The organism is Roseateles sp. GW821-FHT03B02 (assembly GCF_059421025.1).
On record NZ_JBWKUV010000003.1, the window covers coordinates 322,341 to 337,898 of the forward strand.

18 protein-coding genes are annotated in these 15,558 nt (G+C 71.9%); 10 read left to right on the forward strand and 8 right to left on the reverse strand.

Annotated elements, in window-relative coordinates:
* Window positions 1-12: 12 nt before the first annotated feature.
* Complete coding sequence (lplT, locus tag AC07VX_RS11245; protein WP_493164813.1) at window positions 13-1,302, reverse strand: lysophospholipid transporter LplT; 1,290 nt, start codon at window positions 1,300-1,302, stop codon at window positions 13-15.
* A 120-nt stretch (window positions 1,303-1,422) separates the two neighbouring features.
* On the opposite strand from lplT, the gene alr reads away from it, so the two are divergent.
* A complete protein-coding gene (gene alr, locus AC07VX_RS11250) occupies window positions 1,423-2,523 on the forward strand; it encodes an alanine racemase (protein ID WP_493164814.1) in 1,101 nt (366 codons plus the stop codon).
* Window positions 2,524-2,675: 152 nt separating this feature from the next.
* Window positions 2,676-3,074 carry an alternative ribosome rescue aminoacyl-tRNA hydrolase ArfB gene (arfB, locus tag AC07VX_RS11255; RefSeq protein ID WP_493164815.1) on the forward strand — a complete coding sequence of 133 codons (399 nt, stop codon included), beginning with the start codon at window positions 2,676-2,678 and terminating at the stop codon, window positions 3,072-3,074.
* Window positions 3,075-3,076: 2 nt separating this feature from the next.
* Here the strand turns inward: arfB and AC07VX_RS11260 are convergent, their stop codons facing one another.
* From AC07VX_RS11260 to AC07VX_RS11275, 4 genes are all read right to left on the reverse strand, one after another.
* The gene (locus AC07VX_RS11260; RefSeq protein ID WP_493164816.1) at window positions 3,077-3,352 is read right to left on the reverse strand and encodes a DUF4242 domain-containing protein; all 276 of its coding nucleotides are present in this window, start codon (window positions 3,350-3,352) and stop codon (window positions 3,077-3,079) included.
* Between the two features lie 86 nt (window positions 3,353-3,438).
* On the reverse strand, window positions 3,439-6,054 hold the full coding sequence (locus AC07VX_RS11265) for an ATP-binding protein (RefSeq protein ID WP_493164817.1): 2,616 nt from the start codon (window positions 6,052-6,054) through the stop codon (window positions 3,439-3,441).
* Window positions 6,055-6,058: 4 nt separating this feature from the next.
* A complete protein-coding gene (locus AC07VX_RS11270) occupies window positions 6,059-6,958 on the reverse strand; it encodes a DMT family transporter (RefSeq protein WP_493164818.1) in 900 nt (299 codons plus the stop codon).
* Window positions 6,958-7,590 carry a LysE family transporter gene (locus AC07VX_RS11275; RefSeq protein WP_493164819.1) on the reverse strand — a complete coding sequence of 211 codons (633 nt, stop codon included), beginning with the start codon at window positions 7,588-7,590 and terminating at the stop codon, window positions 6,958-6,960. Before AC07VX_RS11275 ends, AC07VX_RS11270 begins: the two co-directional genes overlap by 1 nt.
* Before the next feature lie 59 nt (window positions 7,591-7,649).
* Here AC07VX_RS11275 and AC07VX_RS11280 point away from each other — a divergent pair, with 59 nt between their 5' ends.
* The 7 genes from AC07VX_RS11280 (at window position 7,650) to AC07VX_RS11310 (ending at window position 12,757) form a co-directional block, all read left to right on the forward strand.
* A complete protein-coding gene (locus AC07VX_RS11280) occupies window positions 7,650-8,825 on the forward strand; it encodes an MFS transporter (protein WP_493164820.1) in 1,176 nt (391 codons plus the stop codon).
* Complete coding sequence (radA, locus tag AC07VX_RS11285; protein ID WP_493164821.1) at window positions 8,825-10,189, forward strand: DNA repair protein RadA; 1,365 nt, start codon at window positions 8,825-8,827, stop codon at window positions 10,187-10,189. Before AC07VX_RS11280 ends, radA begins: the two co-directional genes overlap by 1 nt.
* A 104-nt stretch (window positions 10,190-10,293) precedes the next feature.
* Window positions 10,294-10,725: a hypothetical protein gene (locus AC07VX_RS11290; protein WP_493164822.1), complete on the forward strand. Its 432-nt coding sequence runs from the start codon at window positions 10,294-10,296 to the stop codon at window positions 10,723-10,725.
* Window positions 10,726-10,830: 105 nt separating this feature from the next.
* The gene (locus AC07VX_RS11295; RefSeq protein WP_493164823.1) at window positions 10,831-11,178 is read left to right on the forward strand and encodes an antibiotic biosynthesis monooxygenase family protein; all 348 of its coding nucleotides are present in this window, start codon (window positions 10,831-10,833) and stop codon (window positions 11,176-11,178) included.
* Window positions 11,175-11,561, forward strand: coding sequence for a hypothetical protein (locus AC07VX_RS11300; RefSeq protein WP_493164824.1), 387 nt, complete (start codon window positions 11,175-11,177; stop codon window positions 11,559-11,561). The genes AC07VX_RS11295 and AC07VX_RS11300 overlap by 4 nt, the downstream gene beginning before the upstream one ends.
* 34 nt (window positions 11,562-11,595) lie before the next feature.
* Window positions 11,596-12,528: a branched-chain amino acid transaminase gene (locus AC07VX_RS11305; protein ID WP_493164825.1), complete on the forward strand. Its 933-nt coding sequence runs from the start codon at window positions 11,596-11,598 to the stop codon at window positions 12,526-12,528.
* Window positions 12,529-12,541: 13 nt separating this feature from the next.
* Window positions 12,542-12,757, forward strand: coding sequence for a zinc-finger domain-containing protein (locus tag AC07VX_RS11310; RefSeq protein ID WP_493164826.1), 216 nt, complete (start codon window positions 12,542-12,544; stop codon window positions 12,755-12,757).
* 7 nt (window positions 12,758-12,764) lie between these two features.
* Here the strand turns inward: AC07VX_RS11310 and AC07VX_RS11315 are convergent, their stop codons facing one another.
* Genes AC07VX_RS11315 through AC07VX_RS11325 form a run of 3 tightly spaced genes read right to left on the reverse strand, consistent with a single transcriptional unit; the run spans window position 12,765 to window position 14,993 of the window.
* Window positions 12,765-13,601, reverse strand: a complete 837-nt coding sequence (locus AC07VX_RS11315; protein WP_493164827.1) for a DMT family transporter — start codon at window positions 13,599-13,601, stop codon at window positions 12,765-12,767.
* Window positions 13,598-14,398 carry a DUF2182 domain-containing protein gene (locus tag AC07VX_RS11320; RefSeq protein ID WP_493164828.1) on the reverse strand — a complete coding sequence of 267 codons (801 nt, stop codon included), beginning with the start codon at window positions 14,396-14,398 and terminating at the stop codon, window positions 13,598-13,600. The genes AC07VX_RS11315 and AC07VX_RS11320 overlap by 4 nt, the downstream gene beginning before the upstream one ends.
* The gene (locus tag AC07VX_RS11325) at window positions 14,391-14,993 is read right to left on the reverse strand and encodes a DUF1326 domain-containing protein (RefSeq protein WP_493164829.1); all 603 of its coding nucleotides are present in this window, start codon (window positions 14,991-14,993) and stop codon (window positions 14,391-14,393) included. The genes AC07VX_RS11320 and AC07VX_RS11325 overlap by 8 nt, the downstream gene beginning before the upstream one ends.
* A 114-nt stretch (window positions 14,994-15,107) precedes the next feature.
* Here AC07VX_RS11325 and AC07VX_RS11330 point away from each other — a divergent pair, with 114 nt between their 5' ends.
* The gene (locus AC07VX_RS11330; RefSeq protein ID WP_493164830.1) at window positions 15,108-15,551 is read left to right on the forward strand and encodes a YybH family protein; all 444 of its coding nucleotides are present in this window, start codon (window positions 15,108-15,110) and stop codon (window positions 15,549-15,551) included.
* Window positions 15,552-15,558 lie beyond the last annotated feature (7 nt).

Consider the following 15,558-nt stretch of genomic DNA (forward strand, 5'->3'; position numbering starts at 1 on the left):
CGCCGGGACCGCTCAGCGGTCCTGCGGGAGATGATCGGTGCGGGCCAGGTCGAGCAGATGCTCGACCTCGTCCTTGTACTCGACGAGGTTGCGCTGGTGCCAGCGCCGGATCCACCACATCGTGCCGGCGACGACGACACCGAAGATGGTGATGGCGCCGAAGGCCGACAGGCCGAAGCGCGTCATGGCCGTGTAGAAGGCGCCCAGGCCCAGGATGCAGGCCTGCTCATTGAAGTTCTGCACGGCAATGCTGCGGCCCGCTCCCATCAGGTTGTGGCCACGGTGCTGCAGCAGCGCATTCATCGGCACGACCAGGTAGCCGCCGATGCCGCCCAGCAGGATCAGGAAGGGCGCCGCCAGCCACACGTTCTGGATGAAGTTCATGAAGATGACCAGCAGGCCCATGGCAATGCCCAGCGGGATGACGGACGTGGCGCGGTCCAGCCGGCAGTAGGCCGAGGCGACGACGGCGCCAACCGCCGTGCCGATGGCCACGACGCCCACCAGCGAGGACGCCTGCGTCGTGCCGTAGCCCAGCGCCGCCGCGGCCCAGGCCAGCACGATGTAGCGCAGGTTGCCGCTCACGCCCCAGAACAGCGTCGTCGTCGCCAGCGAGATCTGGCCCAGCTTGTCCTGCCAGAGCCTGCTGTTGCACGACGAGAAGTCGCGCACCAGGCCCAGGATGCTGTGCGCGAACGGCTGCAGCGGCGCGGCCGTGCGCGGGATGCGCAGGTTGAACAGCGCCGCCAGCACGTACAGGCCGACGAGGCTGGCGATGGCCGCCTCGGGCGGCGTGTCGATGCCGGTGTCGACCATGGGCAGGTCCACCATCAGCAGCATGTGCGAGATGCGGTCGCCGATCAGCTGGCCGCCCAGCAGCACGCCGAGGATGATGGACGCGATGGTCAGGCCCTCGATCCAGCCGTTGGCCTTGACGAGCTGCGAGGGCGGCAGCAGCTCGGTCAGGATGCCGTACTTGGCCGGCGAGTAGGCCGCGGCGCCCAGCCCGACGATGGCGTAGGCCGCCAGCGGGTGGGCGCCGAACAGCATCATCAGGCAGCCCACCACCTTGATGCTGTTCGAGAAGAACATGACCTTGCCCTTGGGCACCGCGTCGGCGAAGGCGCCGACGAAGGGCGCGAGCACGACGTAGAACAGCGCGAACATCGGCACCAGGGCGGCGCGCTGCCACTCGGCGGCACCGGAGGAGCGCAGCAGCTCGACGGCGGCGACGAACAGCGCGTTGTCAGCCAGCGAGCTGAAGAACTGCGCCGACATGATGGTGTAGAAGCCGCGTTTCATCGGGCGGGGCGCGATCCTGGACTGTCTCTGCTTGTAGGCCGATTAACGGGGTGCGGCGCGGGTTTATAGCACGCGCAACCTTCAGCAACCCGGGGCTGCCGGCGCGCGCAAAATGCCGCCATGCCCCGCCCCATCGAAGCCCTGATCCACACCGACGCCCTCGCGCACAACCTCGGCCGCGCCCGCGTGCTGGCCCCGAACGCCCGCGTCTGGGCCGTCGTCAAGGCCAATGCCTATGGTCATGGCATCGAGCGGGCCTTCGAGGGGCTGCGCGCCGCCGACGGCTTCGCGCTGCTGGACCTAGCCGAGGCCGAGCGGCTGCGTGCGCTGGACTGGCGCGGCCCCATCCTGCTGCTGGAAGGCGTGTTCGAGCCGCGCGACCTGGAGCTGTGCTCCCGCCTCAAGCTCTGGCATGCCGTGCACTGCGAGCAGCAGATCGACTGGCTGGCCATGCACAAGACGCACGAGCCGCACCGCGTGTTCCTCAAGCTCAACTCCGGCATGAACCGCCTGGGCTTCACGCCGGCCGCCTTCCGCGCCGCCTACGCCCGGCTGGACGCCCTGCCCCAGGTCGACGAGATCGGCCTGATGACCCACTTCTCCGACGCCGACGCGCCGCGCAAGGGCGTGGACGGCATTGCCCACCAGCTGGCCGCCTACGACGCAGCCACCGAGGGCCTGGCCGGCGAGCGCACGATTGCCAACAGCGCCGCCACGCTGCGCCACGCGGCACGCACCGCCAACGACTGGGTGCGCGCTGGCATCATGAGCTACGGCGGCGTGCCCGACTTCCCCGAGCACGACGCCGCCCACTGGGATCTGCGCCCGGCGATGACGCTGCGCTCCAAGGTCATCGGCGTGCAGCACCTGCAGCCCGGCGACACCGTCGGCTACGGCAGCGCCTTCACGGCCGAGCAGGCCATGCGAATCGGCATCGTCGCTTGCGGCTATGCCGACGGCTACCCGCGCCACGCGCCCACGGGCACGCCCATCCTCGTCGACGGCGCGAGGAGCCGCACGCTGGGCCGCGTGTCCATGGACATGCTGGCGGTGGACCTGAGCGCGCTGCCCGCCGCGGGCTGGGGCAGCGAGGTGACGCTGTGGGGCGAAGGCCCGCACGCCAGCCGACTGCCCATCGACGAGGTGGCCCAGGCGGCCGGCACCATCGGCTACGAGCTGATGTGCGCCGTGGCGCCGCGCGTGCCGGTGCGCAGTGCCTGAAATGAAACCCCTCGCCCAAGGAGTACCTTGGTCGGTCCCCCGAGGGGGCGGCGATGCTTGCCGGATCGACCGGCAAGCACCTCGCCAGGGCGGGCCGGCTAGGGAGCGGCCCGGCGCTCGGCCCGCAAACCCGGCCGGCCTTGGCGATTGAGATGAATTGGCACCCGAGGCCCGACGAGCTCGTCTTCGAGGCCATTCGCGCCAGCGGCCCCGGCGGCCAGAACGTCAACAAGGTGTCCAACGCCGTCCACCTGCGCTTCGACATCCGCGCATCCAGCCTGCCGGAGAACGTCAAGGCGCGGCTGCTGCGCTGGCCCGACCAGCGCATCAGCTCGGAAGGCGTCGTCGTCATCAAGGCCCAGGACTCGCGCAGCCTGGAACGCAACCGCGCCGACGCCGTCGCGCGGCTGATCGAGCTGGTGCAGGCCGCCGCCCACGTGCCCAAGGCGCGCCGCGCTACCAGGCCCACCTATGGCTCGCAGCAGCGCCGGCTGGAGGGCAAGGCCAAGCGCAGCGGCGTCAAGGCGGGGCGCGGGCGCGTGCTGGACTGAGCTCAGGCGCCGTAGGCGTAGGGGTCCAGCACGCTGACCTGGGTGATGCGGCCGACCGGCAGGCCGTTGCGCTCGGCCACCTGGCGGATGGCCTCGGGCGTGGGGGCGTCGTAGATGCAGAAGGTCTGCGTGCGGTCGGGGTTCACGTAGCTGTGCACCCAGGTGACGCCCTGGTCGGCGTTGGTGCCGATGACGCCGTCCATGGCCTTGCGGCCGTCGGCGTTGATGGGAATGGCCAGGCCTTGGGGGAAGCTGCGTTCGACGAGGTAGCGGGGCATGGAGGTCTCCTTGCGTTGCCGGCGGCGGCTGCCACCGTGGCACGAAGCATCCCCGTGCCGCGCCGCGACGGCGACGGCAGGCTTGCCTATTCTGGGTCGCCGTCCTGCCCAGATTGGCGCCCGGCCAGCCAGCCCGCCTGCTCGGCGCGGCGAATGGCCTCCAGCCGCGAGGCCGCGCCCAGCTTGGCCAGCACAGCCGCGACGTGGTGGTCGACGGTGCGCACCGAGCGGTGCAGCCGCGCGGCGATGTCGGCATTGCGCAGGCCCTCGGCCATCAGGGCCAGGGTGGCCGCCTCGGCGCGGGTGAGGCCGGCCGGATGCGCCTGGGTGGACGGGCGGGCGCCGCGGGCCAGGCCGCGCACGCCGGCCTCGCGCAGCCGCGCCCGCAGCGCGTCGGCGGCGGGCCGGGCGCCGAGGGCCTCGAACCGGCCCAGCGCGTCGAGCTGCGCCTGTGCGTCACCGGCGCCCAGCGCCCGCGCCGCATCGAAGGGGCAGTCCAGCGCCAGCCAGGCGGCGGCGGCGTCCTGCCAGCGGCCCGCCACCTCCAGCGCGTAGGGCGTGTGCGGCGGCAGCGCCGGCAGCCCCGCGTCGCCGGCACACCAGGCCGCGTGCACCAGCTCGGCCTCGAACCAGCCATGCTGGCGCTGCTGCGCCAGCCCGAGCACTGCGCGGGCCTCGGCGCGGGCGGCCGCCGCATCGCCGCGCGCCAGGGCCGCTTCCGCGCGCGCCACGCGCACCGGCGCCAGGCGCTGCAGCGTGCCCGAGGCTTCGGCCAGGGCCAGGGCTTCGTCCAGGGCCTCGGCCACGCCGGGGTCGCCACGGCGCAGGCGCAGCCGGCCCAGGGCCACCAGCGCCATCACGCGGCTGGTGGTGTGCCGCCCGGCGCGCTCGGCCACCTCGCCGGCCAGCCGCGCGGCGGCGTCCCAGCGGCCGCGGCGCAGATGGCACAGGGCCCACCAGGCCAGGGCGTAGTGGCGGTAGAAGTCGATCTCGCGCTCGGTGGCGAAGCGCACCGCCTCGGCCAGCCAGCGCTCGGCGGCGTCGAGCTGCATCAGCTCGCCGGAGCCCGAGCCGAGGTTGACGTAGGAGTTGGCGGCCACCCAGTCCAGGCCCTGGTCGAGCGCCTGCCGCAGCGCCTGCTCCAGCAGCCGGCAGCCTGCGGGGTAGTCGATGAACAGCGTCGCCGCGCCCTGCGTTCCGAGGGCGGCCACGGCGGTCTCGGCCCGGGCCGTGTCCAGCGCCAGACCGTGGGCGCGGCGGGCGCTGTCGACGCTGGCGTGGCAGTCGCGGTTGAGCATGCGCAGCTGGGCGTCCACCCACCAGGCGAAGGCCTGCTCGCCGCAGGGCGGCAGCGGTTCGAGCAGCACCAGCGCGCGGCGGTTGCTGGCCTCGGCCTCGGCATTGCGCAGGGCCAGCACATGCAGCAGGGCCATGCGGCTGAGGTTGAGCGCCGCGGGCGCGCCCTGCAGCAGCGTGTCCAGCCGCTCGCGGGTGACGGTGGCCGCGTCGAGTTGGTCGGTCAGCTGGCACTCGCCGGCATAGGCCTCCAGCCAGGCTGCCTCCTCGGCGGCGTCGGCGGGCCGGCCGTGGCGCAGCGCGGTCAGCCACTGCGCCGCCGCCTCGCGGTGGGCGCCGCGCTCGCGGGCCTGGCGCGCAGCCTCGGCGGCGAAGCGGCTGATGGCCGGGATGTCGCCGGCGCCCAGCGCGTGGTGCACCCGCCGCGCGGCGCCGGCATCGGCGCGGTCCCGCAGCGCCGCCAGCACGTCGGCGTGCAGTGCCTGGGCCACCGGCGCGGGCAGGGCCGACTCGACCGCCACGCGGCCGAGTTCGTGGCGGTAGGCCAGGGCCTGGCCCTGGGCGACGAGCAGGCCGCTGGCCAGAGCCGCCTCCAGGTCGGGCAAGGCCGGGGCCAGCAGGTGGTCGACCAGCCAGCGCTCGGTTGCGCCCGGCACGATGGCCACCAGCCGCAGCAGGGCCTGGGCGGCGTCCGGCAGCCGCGCGAAGCGGGCCAGCACCAGGTCCTGGACCGAGGCGGGCACCGGCCGCTCGGCGTCGTCGCGCAGCAGCTCGGCCACGAAGAAGGGGTTGCCGCCGCTGATGCGGTGCAGATCGCCTGGCGGCCGCCCGGCGCGCCGCGCCAACGCCTCGACCGCCGCACCGGACAAGCGCTGCAGGCCCAGCCGCGTCAGCGCCGCGGCGGGCAGTTCGCCGATCACACGGCGCAGCGGGTGGCGGACGTCCACCTCGTCGTCGCGGTAGCTCAGCACCAGCAGCGCGTGGCAGGCCTCGATGCGGCGGCCGAGGTATTTCAGCAGGTCCAGCGTGGCGTCGTCGGCCCAGTGGGTGTCCTCGATGACGACCAGCGTGGGCGCGCCCGGCGCACGCAGCGCGGCCAGCACGCCTTCGAAGAGCGCGGCGCGCGGCCCCTCCAGCAGGGCAGCCCACGCAGGGTGCAGCTCGCGCGCGATGTCCAGCAGCGGTGCCAGCGGCTGCGGGGTCTCCAGCGCGTCGCAGCCACCCCACCAGACGGCGCCGCCGCGCGCGGCCTGCAGCGCTGCCAGCGCGCGCAGCAGGCTGGTCTTGCCGATGCCGGCCTCGCCGGCGACCAGGGCCAGGCGCCCCCCGTGCGCCGCGCCCTCCAGCGCCGCACGCAACCGCCCCAGCGCGTCCTCGCGTTCGACCAGGTCGGGCGCGGGACGCATCGCGCTAGCGCGCCGTGCTGGTGGCCACGCGCAGGCTGATCAGGCACAGCCCCATGCCGGCCACGGCCAGCGGCGTCGCCTGCCAGCCCTCCAGCAGGGCCGACACGATGAGGGCGATGACCGGCACCAGCACGCCCACCAGCGCCGCCTGCGCGGGGCCGCGGCGCTCGGCCAGCTTGTAGTACAGCGTGAAGGCGACGACCGAGCCGAAGGCGGCCAGGTAGACGAGGCTGGCGACATAGGTCCAGGCGCCGTCGAAGGGCAGGCCGTGGCCGGTCAGCACCGACACCGCCAGCAGGAAGACGGCGCCATAGCCCATGCTCCAGGCCAGCACCGGCACGAGGGGCAGGCCGCGGCGCGTCAGCACCAGCGTGAAGAAGCCGCCGATGACGGCGACGACGACCGCGAAGAAGCTCAAGGCCAGGCCCAGCGCCGCGCCGGGCCGCGCGCCGGTGGACGCGATCTCGGGCCAGAAGATCAGCGCCACGCCCAGCACCGCACCGCTGCTGGCCGCCAGGAAGCGCCGGCTGACCGGCTGGCGCCACAGCAGCCAGGCGACCCCGGCGTTCATGAACACCATCAGGCAGAACAGCACCGCCACCAGGCCGCTGGGCACCAGGCGCTCGGCCTCGTAGACGGCCCAGTAGTTGCCGGCGTACTGGATGACGCCCGTGCCCAGCGCGTAGGCATGGGCGTAGCGCGGCAGCCGCAGCGGGATGCCGCGCCAGCGGGCGAGCGCCGCCAGCATCAGCGCGGCGATCAGGAAGCGCCAGCCCACCGAGGTCAGCGCCGGCACCGGCGAGGCCAGCTGGTAGAGGATGACGTGCCAGGTGCTGGCCCAGATCAGCACCGGCGCCAGGAACAGGAACCAGGTGGGCAGGCGGCCGGGCCGGTCGCCCGTCATCAGGCCGCGCGCTTGAAGGTGGCCAGCAGCGCGCCGGCCGCGACGAACAGCGTGCCGAAGACGCGGTTCAGCGCCTTGATGTGGCTCTCGCTCTTCAGCGCCGCCAGCACGCGCGCGGCCAGGGCCGTGTAGCCGGCCATGACGACCAGATCGGTGAAGGCCAGCGTGCCGCCGATGACGAGGTATTGCGGGCCCAGCGGCGCGTGCAGGTCGAGGAACTGCGGCACCACGGCCAGCAGAAAGACCGTGCCCTTGGGGTTGACGGCGTTGATGCCCCAGCCGCGCAGCACCAGCTGGCGGCGCGTGACCTGGGGGGCTGCGCCGTCGTTCGCCGCCACCAGCGGCCGGGCCGGCGCGCGCCACTGCTGCACGCCGAGGTAGATCAGGTAGGCCACACCAGCCCACTTCACCAGCGCAAAGCCCAGCGACGAGGCCGCGATCAGCGCGCCCAGGCCAGCGCTGACGAACACGACCTGGGTCAGGATGCCCAGGATGAGGCCGAAGGTCATGAAGTAGCCGCGCCTGAAGCCATGGCTCAGGCCGGCGCTCATCGCCGCCACCGCACCCGCGCCGGGCGACAGGCTGATGGCCCAGGACGCCGCGAAAAAGGCCAACCACACCGAGAAATCCATGACCGGCTCCACCGAAGAACTGCAAGTTGGCGATCTTCCCATGCAGCTACATTGACTTGATGCTGAAGGCTCTTTTCTCTCTCCCCCGCAGCGTCTGGCTGCTCGGCCTGATCAGCCTCGTCAACGACAGCGCCAGCGAGCTGGTCTACCCGCTGGTGCCGCTGTACCTGAGCAGCGTGCTGATGGCCGGCCCGCGCGTGCTCGGGCTGATCGAGGGCGTGGCCGAGGCGCTGGCCAGCCTGCTCAAGCTGTGGGCCGGCGTCATGGTGGACCGCAGCGGGCGCAGCAAGCCCTGGGTCGTGGCGGGCTACGGCATGGCCGGCCTGGCGCGGCCGCTGATCGCCTTCGTGGCCGGCTGGCCGATGCTGCTGACGCTGCGCCTGGCCGACCGCATCGCCAAGGCGGTGCGCGCCGCGCCGCGCGACGCGCTGCTGGCCGCCAACATCGCCCCCGGCCAGCGCGGCCTGGCCTTCGGCCTGCACCGGGCCATGGACAACGCCGGCGCCGTCATCGGCCCGCTGCTGGCCTGGGCGCTGCTGAGCGCGGGGGCGCCGCTGGGCCGGGTCTTCCTGTGGGCCATCGTTCCCGGCCTCGTCTGCCTGGGCCTGACGCTGGCGCTGCGCGAGGCCCCGCCGCCGGCCGCGGCAGCACCGCGCTTCAGCTGGACGCTGGCCGGCCTGCCGGCGCCACTGCGCCGCTACCTCGTCGTCGTCGCGCTGTTCACGCTGGGCAACTCCAGCAACATGTTCCTGCTGCTGCGGGCCCGGGAGCTGGGCGTGGCCGAAGCCCAGGTGCCGCTGCTGTGGGCGGCAGTGTCGGGCGTGGCGGCGCTGTTCGCCGTGCCGCTGGGCGGCCTGTCCGACCGCGTCGGCCGCGTGCGCCTGCTGGTGACGGGCTATCTGGCCTATGCGGGCTTTTACGTCGGCATGGGCTGGTTCGCCGCGCCGGGCTGGACGCTGTACGCGCTGTTCGGCGGCTACGGCATCTTCATGGCGGCGACCGAGGGCGTGGAGCGCGCCCTGCTGGCCGATCTGACGCCGCCCGGGCAGCGTGGCACGGCCTTCGGCTGGCTGAACCTGACGATGGGCGCGATGCTGCTGCCGGCTTCGCTGCTGTTCGGCGCGCTGTGGGAGGGCATGTCGGCGCGGGTGGCCTTCGGCTTCTCGGCCAGCTGCGCGCTGGCGGCGGCCTTGCTGCTGACAGCCTGGGTGAAGCCCGCCATGACAATGCGTTGATGGCCACGAGCAAAAGCATCTACACCTGCACCGAGTGCGGCGGCACGAACGCCAAATGGCTGGGCAAATGCCCGCACTGCGGCGCCTGGAACACGCTGACCGAGACCGCCGCCGAACCCACCGGCGGTGCCAGGAACCGTTACCAGTCCCTGGCCAAGAGCCAGCCGGTGGCCACGCTCTCCGAGATCGAGGCCAGCGACTTCGAACGCACGCCCACAGGCCAGGAGGAACTGGACCGCGTGCTGGGTGGCGGCATCGTGGCCGGCGGCGTCGTGCTGATCGGCGGCGACCCGGGCATCGGCAAGTCGACGCTGCTGCTGCAGGCGGTGGAGTCGCTGTCGCAGACCGTCAAGGTCTTGTACGTCACCGGCGAGGAAAGCGGTGCCCAGGTCGCCATGCGCTCGCGCCGCCTGGGCCTGGCCGGCAACAAGGTGCGTGTGCTGGCCGAGATCGGCCTGGAGCGCATCCTCGCCACCATCGAGGCCGAGGCCCCCGACTTCTGCGTCATCGACTCCATCCAGACGATGTACTCCGAGCAGCTCAGCTCCGCGCCCGGCTCGGTCGCCCAGGTGCGCGAGTGCGCCGCGCAACTCACGCGCACGGCCAAGGCGCGCGGCTGCGCGATGGTGCTGGTGGGCCATGTGACCAAGGAAGGGGCCCTCGCCGGCCCGCGCGTGCTGGAGCACATCGTCGACACGGTGCTGTATTTCGAGGGCGACACGCACAGCAGCTTCCGCCTGGTGCGCGCCATCAAGAACCGCTTCGGCGCCGTCAACGAGATCGGCGTGTTCGCGATGACGGAGAAGGGGCTCAAGGGCGTGGCCAACCCGAGCGCGATCTTCCTGTCCACCCACGCCGAACCCGTGCCGGGCAGCTGTGTGCTCGTCACGCTGGAGGGCACGCGGCCCCTGCTGGTGGAGCTGCAGGCGCTGGTGGACAGCGGCGGCGTCAGCCCGCGGCGGCTGTCCGTCGGCCTGGACCGCGACCGCCTGGCCATGCTGCTGGCCGTGCTGCACCGCCATGCCGGCGTGGCGACGGGCGACCAGGACGTGTTCGTCAACGCGGTGGGTGGCGTGCGCATCAGCGAGCCGGCGGCCGACCTGGCGGTGCTGCTGGCCATCCAGAGCTCGCTGCGCGGCCGCGCCCTGCCCAAGGGCTTCATCGCCTTCGGCGAGATCGGCCTGGCCGGCGAGGTGCGCCCGGCGCCGCGCGGCCAGGAGCGGCTGAAGGAAGCGGCCAAGCTGGGCTTCAGCGTGGCCGTCGTGCCCAAGGCCAACGCGCCCAAGAAACCCATCGAGGGGCTGACCATCCACGCCATCGAGCGCGTGGAGCAGGCCATCGAGGTGCTGCGCGGCCTGAACTAGCAAGGCCCGGCGCCGGGCTCGACAGTTGGGGGGCGCGGGATTGCCTTCGTGTTGCACCTGCCGAAGTCTGCTTAGGATCGGGGCTCCACCGGAGGAGCCTTTTCATGCCCGATCCCGCCGACCTCAGGCAGCATGTCCGCACCGACTTTCTCGCTGCCCAACACGATGCCGACTCCCTGCCCGGCTGGGTGTTCAAGCCGGTGCAGTTCAGCCAGGGGCCGGCCGGTCTGGTGCTGAACATGAGCGACGGTGGCTTGCAGGTGCTGACCAGCGCCGCCGAGCCGCTCACCGACACGAAGTACGAGGTCGTGCTGCTGCTGGGCCGCTCCGACGTGGACGACGACGACGAGCAGGTGTCCTGGTTCAACGGCGTCGTGGAACGCAAATGGTCGCGCCCCGTGCCGCGCATGGGCATCCTGCACGGCATGAGCTTCACGGCGCGCAACTCCACGGCCGAGCAGTTCCTCAATGGCCACGCGGCAGCGCTGGAGTCCGGCCAGTGGGTGCGCTGCGTGCTGCTGAAGGTACCGGGCTGACAGAACCCTGCCGGCCGCCGGACGGCGCGGTCTGCCGACAGCCTCGAGATCCCCCGGCTCTGGACGCATGGCAGGATGCGCGCTTCGCCAGCCCGCAACCCCGTCATGAGCGACCTGCCCCAGCCTCCCTACTACGCCGTCATCTTCACCAGCCAGCGCACGCCCGGAGACGGCGGCTACGGCGACATGGCCGACCGCATGGTGGCCCTGGCTGCCGAGCAGCCGGGCTATCTGGGCGTGGAGAGCGCCCGCGGCGAGGACGGTCTGGGCATCACGGTGTCCTACTGGCGCAGCCCCGAGGACATCGCTGCCTGGCGCCGCAACGCCGAGCACAAGATCGCCCGCGACACCGGCCGCAGCGACTGGTACCAGCACTACACGCTGCGCGTCGCCAAGGTCGAGCGCGCCTACGCCTGGGCGCGCGAGCACGGCAGCCAGGACCCGCAGGCATGAACCCCTGGATCGGCGTGGGACTGGCGCTCGCCGGGCTCATCCTCGGCGGCATGCTGCTGGGCTGGCAAGGCGTCATCTTCGCTACGACGGGCATCGTCTTCTGGCTGCTGTTGCAGATGTCGCGGCTGATGCGGGTCATGAAGTCGGCCGGCGCGGCACCGGTAGGTTCGGTGGCCAATGCCGTCATGCTCAACAGCCAGCTGCACGCCGGCATGAAGCTGGTGGACCTGATCACGCTGACCGGCAGCCTGGGCACGAAGCAGTCGCCCGAGACCTTTGCCTGGCGTGACGCCGGGGGAGACGCCGTCGAAGTCAAGCTCGTGAAAGGCAAGCTCGTCGAATGGCGGCTGATCCGGGCCGGCGGGATTGCGGGCTCTTCGTAAAATCGCCGGTTTTCACCCGCACCCTGGAGTCACGATGGTTCCCGCCCCCCTGCACGACCGCGACGGCAAGATCTGGATGGACGGCGAGCTCGTCGACTGGCGCGACGCCAAGATCCATGTGCTGACCCACACGCTGCACTACGGCTGCGGCGCCTTCGAGGGCGTGCGCGCCTACGACACGGTCAACGGCACGGCCATCTTCCGCCTGCAGGAGCACACGCAGCGACTGCTCAACAGTGGCAAGATCCTGCGCATGAAGGTGCCGTTCTCGGCCGAGCAGATCAACGAGGCGCAGCGTGCGGTCGTCAAGGCCAACGGCCTGAAGAGCGCCTACATCCGTCCGCTGATCTGGATCGGCTCCGAGAAACTCGGCGTCAGCCCCAAGGGCAACCAGGTGCACCTGATGGTGGCGGCCTGGAGTTGGGGCGCCTACCTCGGCGAGGACGGCATGAAGCGCGGCATCCGCGTCAAGACCAGCTCCTACACGCGCCACCACGTCAACATCACGATGACGCAGGCCAAGACGGTGTCCAACTACACCAACTCCATCCTGGCCAACATGGAAGCGACCGAAGACGGCTATGACGAAGCTCTGCTGCTGGACGCCTCGGGCTTCGTGTCCGAGGGCGCGGGCGAGAACCTGTTCGTCATCAAGGGCGGCGTGGTCTACACGCCCGACCTGTCGGCCGGTGCGCTCAACGGCATCACCCGCAACACCATCTTCTCGATCTGCCAGGACCTGGGCCTCAAGCTCGTGGAGAAGCGCATCACCCGCGACGAGGTCTACATCTGCGACGAGGCCTTCTTCACTGGCACCGCCGCCGAAGTGACGCCCATCCGCGAACTGGACCGCATCGAGATCGGTTCGGGCTCGCGCGGCCCCATCACCGAAAAGATCCAGTCGGCCTTCTTCGACATCGTCAACGGCCGCAACCCCAAGTACGCCGAGTGGCTGACCGCCGTCTGAGAACGAGATCATCATGAGCACGACCCAAGCCCCCGCCGCCGCCGTCGAAGTCACGGCCAAGGACTGCCAGGACAACGGCACCGTCTTCTGCCCCAACCCCAAGATGCCGCTGTGGAGCTCGCATCCCAAGGTCTTCATCGACCTGAGCCACGACGGCAGCGGCAAGTGCCCTTACTGCGGCACCGTCTACAAGCTCAAGGCCGGCGAAGTCCTGCACGCCGGCCACTGAGCCTGCCTCAGCGCCGGCTGCGACTCAGCAACACCAGCGCGATGCCGCCCAGGATGGCGGCCGAGGCCCAGGCCAGCCGGGGCGTCAGCGCCTCGCCGAGCAGCAGCACGCCGCCCAGGGCCGCCAGCGGCGGCACCGACAGCTGCAGCGTAGCGGCGCGCATGGCTGTCAGCCCCGGCAGCGCGGCGTACCAGATCACATAGCCCAGGCCCGAGGTGATGCCGCCCGAGGCCAGGGCCAGCATCACGCCGCGCGGCTGCGCCTGCCAGCCGCCCCACGTGACGAGGCTCAACAGCAGGCACAGCGGCAGCGCGCGCAGGAAGTTGCCGGCCGTCGCGGCCAAGGCGTCGGTCTTGCCGCGGCCGCGCAGCGAGTAGATGCCCCAGCCGATGCCGGCCAGCGCCATCAGCGCCGCACCCAGCGGCGGCGGCGCCTGCAAGCCCGGCGCGACCAGGTAGACCAGGCCGCCGAAGGCCAGCGCCAGCCCGGCCCAGCCGCGCGCGGCAAAGCGCTCGCCGGCGCGCAGGCCGGCGCCGAACATCGTCAGTTGCACGCTGGCGAACAGGATCAGCGCGCCGCTGCCGGCCGAGAGGCTGACGTAGGCGAAGGCAAACGCCGCCATGTAGAGCCACAGCATGGCGGCGGCCGGCCAGTCGGGCGGCTGCGCCGTCGCGCGCCGCCGCGCCAGCAACAGCAGCACGGCCACGCCGGCCGCCACGCGCAGCGTCGCGAAGCTGGCCGGGTCGATGCTGTGCTGCTGCAGCGCCTGCCGGCACAGCAGCGAGTTGGCCGCGAAGGCCGCCATGGCCAGCGCGCTGAGCAGCACCAGGCGGCCGCGCGTCATGCCACACCCCAGGCCAGCAACGCGGCCGCCGCCAGCAGCGCCCAGCCCAGCGGCGCGCTCAGGCGGCGCCCGCCGGGCAGGTTCTTCTCGGCCGCCATCACGGCGGCCAGCGCCAGCATCCAGCCGAGATGGCCCATGCCGACGACAAACATCAGCAGCATCAGCGCCCAGCAGCAGCCGAGGCAGAACAGGCCATGGTGGGCGCCGAGTTGCCAAGCCTGCCGGCGCGGGCGGCGCCCCTGCCAATGCGCCATGACGAAACTCAGCGGCGTGCGGCACTGCTCCAGGCAGCGGTACTTCAGCCCCGAGAACTGGAAGGCGCCGGCGCCCGCCAGCGTCGCCACGCCTATCCACACCGCCCGGTCGGCCAGCCAGGGCAGGCGGCCCACGCCGGCGAGCAGCGCCTCGTGCGCCGCGTGGGCCAGCGCGCCGAACACGCCCCAGACGGCCAGGTAGCCGGCGCCCAGCAACACCAGCAGCAGGCCCTGGTCGGCACGGCCGGCGGTGACGCGCTCGAACACGTCGAACAGCGGCAGCGTGGTCGGCAGCATCATCGCGATGCACATCAGCAGCCAGGCCAGTGCGGCCAGCGCCGTGGGCAGCCACCAGGCGCCGCCGGGCAGCGCGCGGCACAGGTCGGCCAGCGGCCCGGTCCAGCCGCCATGCTCCAGGTAGCGCGCATGCGGGCTCAGGCTCCAGGCCCACAGCAGGGCCCAGGCCAGCAGCACCAGCGCCGCCCACACCGGCAGGAAGACGCGACGCTGCCGCCGCGCCCGCCGCCCCGGCGCCTCAGGCATCGAAGACGAAGATGCTCTGCAGGGCGTTGTGGCCCTTGATGTCCAGGTCGATACCCAGCTTGGGGTTCTTCGAGCGGTAGCGCGGCGACTTGCCGACGAAGACCGGCGCGCCCGGCACCGTCGAGAACACCGTGTCCGACAGCGTCGTCTGGCCGCCCGTGGCGCCGAGGTAGGGCTCCAGCTCGGCGTAGTAGTCGGTGCCGATCTGCAGCGTGCCCTTGCCGCCCTGCACGTCGAAGCGGATGTCGGCGCGCTCGACCGACACGACGGTGCCGATCAGCTTGGCCAAGTCGGCCACCGGCCCGCCGGCCTGGCCGGTGTAGACCTTCAACAGCGCCTGCTCCTGCGCGGCGCTGGCGTTCTGGTCGACAAAGATCGCGGCCGTCCAGTTGCCCTGCAGGATGTTGCCGGGCACATGGGCGACGGCGGCGATGGTCAGGCCCGAGACGTCGGTGCCGTCGATGACGCCCTTGTCGACGCGCCAGGACACGATGGTGTCGCAGGTACCGTTGTCCGGGTCCTCGCCGATCCAGCAAGGACACAGCACCTTGCAATTGCAGACCTCGAGCAGCCGACCTTCAAGGTGATAGCCCATGAGCTTCTCCTGTGATGAACCGCCGATGCCGCGCCCGCGACAAGGGGAAACGATGCTACGCCCGCACGCTGCCGCTGGCGCGCCTTTCGCAAGGCGCCTCCCTACAATGGAAAGATGCCCAAAACCGCCGTCCCGTCCGCCGTCCTGTTGGCCTCGCCCGACGACACCGAGGCCCAGTTCTACGAAGCCTTGCAGCACGCCGACCTGGACCATCTGATGGCCTTGTGGGCCGATGACGAGGAGGTTGCCTGCGTGCATCCGGGCGGTCCGCGCATCGTCGGCCTGTTGGCCATCCGCGCCGCCTTCGAGGCCGTGTTCCAGCGCGGCGCGGTCAGCGTCCATCCCGAGCGCGTGCGCCGCCTGCACAGCGGCGACTGCGCCGTCCACCATGTGCTGGAGCGGGTGCAGCTGCACGCCGAGGACAAGACGGCCTGGGTCATCGCCACCAACGTCTACCTGAAGACCGCGCTGGGCTGGCGCCTGGTGCTGCACCATGCCAGCCCCGGCAGCGCAGGCGACGTCCAGGAGCTCGTCGCCGACGCCGGCATCCTTCATTGAGGCCCCA

What these genes read in the sequence shown, in the direction of transcription:
- AC07VX_RS11290 (WP_493164822.1), top strand. Translation starts at nt 10,294, where the DNA reads ATGCCCGATCCCGCCGACCTCAGGCAGCATGTCCGCACCGACTTTCTC.
- AC07VX_RS11305 (WP_493164825.1), top strand. Translation starts at nt 11,596, where the DNA reads ATGGTTCCCGCCCCCCTGCACGACCGCGACGGCAAGATCTGGATGGAC.
- AC07VX_RS11275 (WP_493164819.1), bottom strand. Translation starts at nt 7,590, where the DNA reads ATGGATTTCTCGGTGTGGTTGGCCTTTTTCGCGGCGTCCTGGGCCATC.
- alr (WP_493164814.1), top strand. Translation starts at nt 1,423, where the DNA reads ATGCCCCGCCCCATCGAAGCCCTGATCCACACCGACGCCCTCGCGCAC.
- AC07VX_RS11310 (WP_493164826.1), top strand. Translation starts at nt 12,542, where the DNA reads ATGAGCACGACCCAAGCCCCCGCCGCCGCCGTCGAAGTCACGGCCAAG.
- arfB (WP_493164815.1), top strand. Translation starts at nt 2,676, where the DNA reads ATGAATTGGCACCCGAGGCCCGACGAGCTCGTCTTCGAGGCCATTCGC.
- AC07VX_RS11325 (WP_493164829.1), bottom strand. Translation starts at nt 14,993, where the DNA reads ATGGGCTATCACCTTGAAGGTCGGCTGCTCGAGGTCTGCAATTGCAAG.
- AC07VX_RS11280 (WP_493164820.1), top strand. Translation starts at nt 7,650, where the DNA reads ATGCTGAAGGCTCTTTTCTCTCTCCCCCGCAGCGTCTGGCTGCTCGGC.
- AC07VX_RS11320 (WP_493164828.1), bottom strand. Translation starts at nt 14,398, where the DNA reads ATGCCTGAGGCGCCGGGGCGGCGGGCGCGGCGGCAGCGTCGCGTCTTC.
- AC07VX_RS11330 (WP_493164830.1), top strand. Translation starts at nt 15,108, where the DNA reads ATGCCCAAAACCGCCGTCCCGTCCGCCGTCCTGTTGGCCTCGCCCGAC.
- AC07VX_RS11270 (WP_493164818.1), bottom strand. Translation starts at nt 6,958, where the DNA reads ATGACGGGCGACCGGCCCGGCCGCCTGCCCACCTGGTTCCTGTTCCTG.
- lplT (WP_493164813.1), bottom strand. Translation starts at nt 1,302, where the DNA reads ATGAAACGCGGCTTCTACACCATCATGTCGGCGCAGTTCTTCAGCTCG.
- AC07VX_RS11315 (WP_493164827.1), bottom strand. Translation starts at nt 13,601, where the DNA reads ATGACGCGCGGCCGCCTGGTGCTGCTCAGCGCGCTGGCCATGGCGGCC.
- radA (WP_493164821.1), top strand. Translation starts at nt 8,825, where the DNA reads ATGGCCACGAGCAAAAGCATCTACACCTGCACCGAGTGCGGCGGCACG.
- AC07VX_RS11265 (WP_493164817.1), bottom strand. Translation starts at nt 6,054, where the DNA reads ATGCGTCCCGCGCCCGACCTGGTCGAACGCGAGGACGCGCTGGGGCGG.
- AC07VX_RS11260 (WP_493164816.1), bottom strand. Translation starts at nt 3,352, where the DNA reads ATGCCCCGCTACCTCGTCGAACGCAGCTTCCCCCAAGGCCTGGCCATT.
- AC07VX_RS11300 (WP_493164824.1), top strand. Translation starts at nt 11,175, where the DNA reads ATGAACCCCTGGATCGGCGTGGGACTGGCGCTCGCCGGGCTCATCCTC.
- AC07VX_RS11295 (WP_493164823.1), top strand. Translation starts at nt 10,831, where the DNA reads ATGAGCGACCTGCCCCAGCCTCCCTACTACGCCGTCATCTTCACCAGC.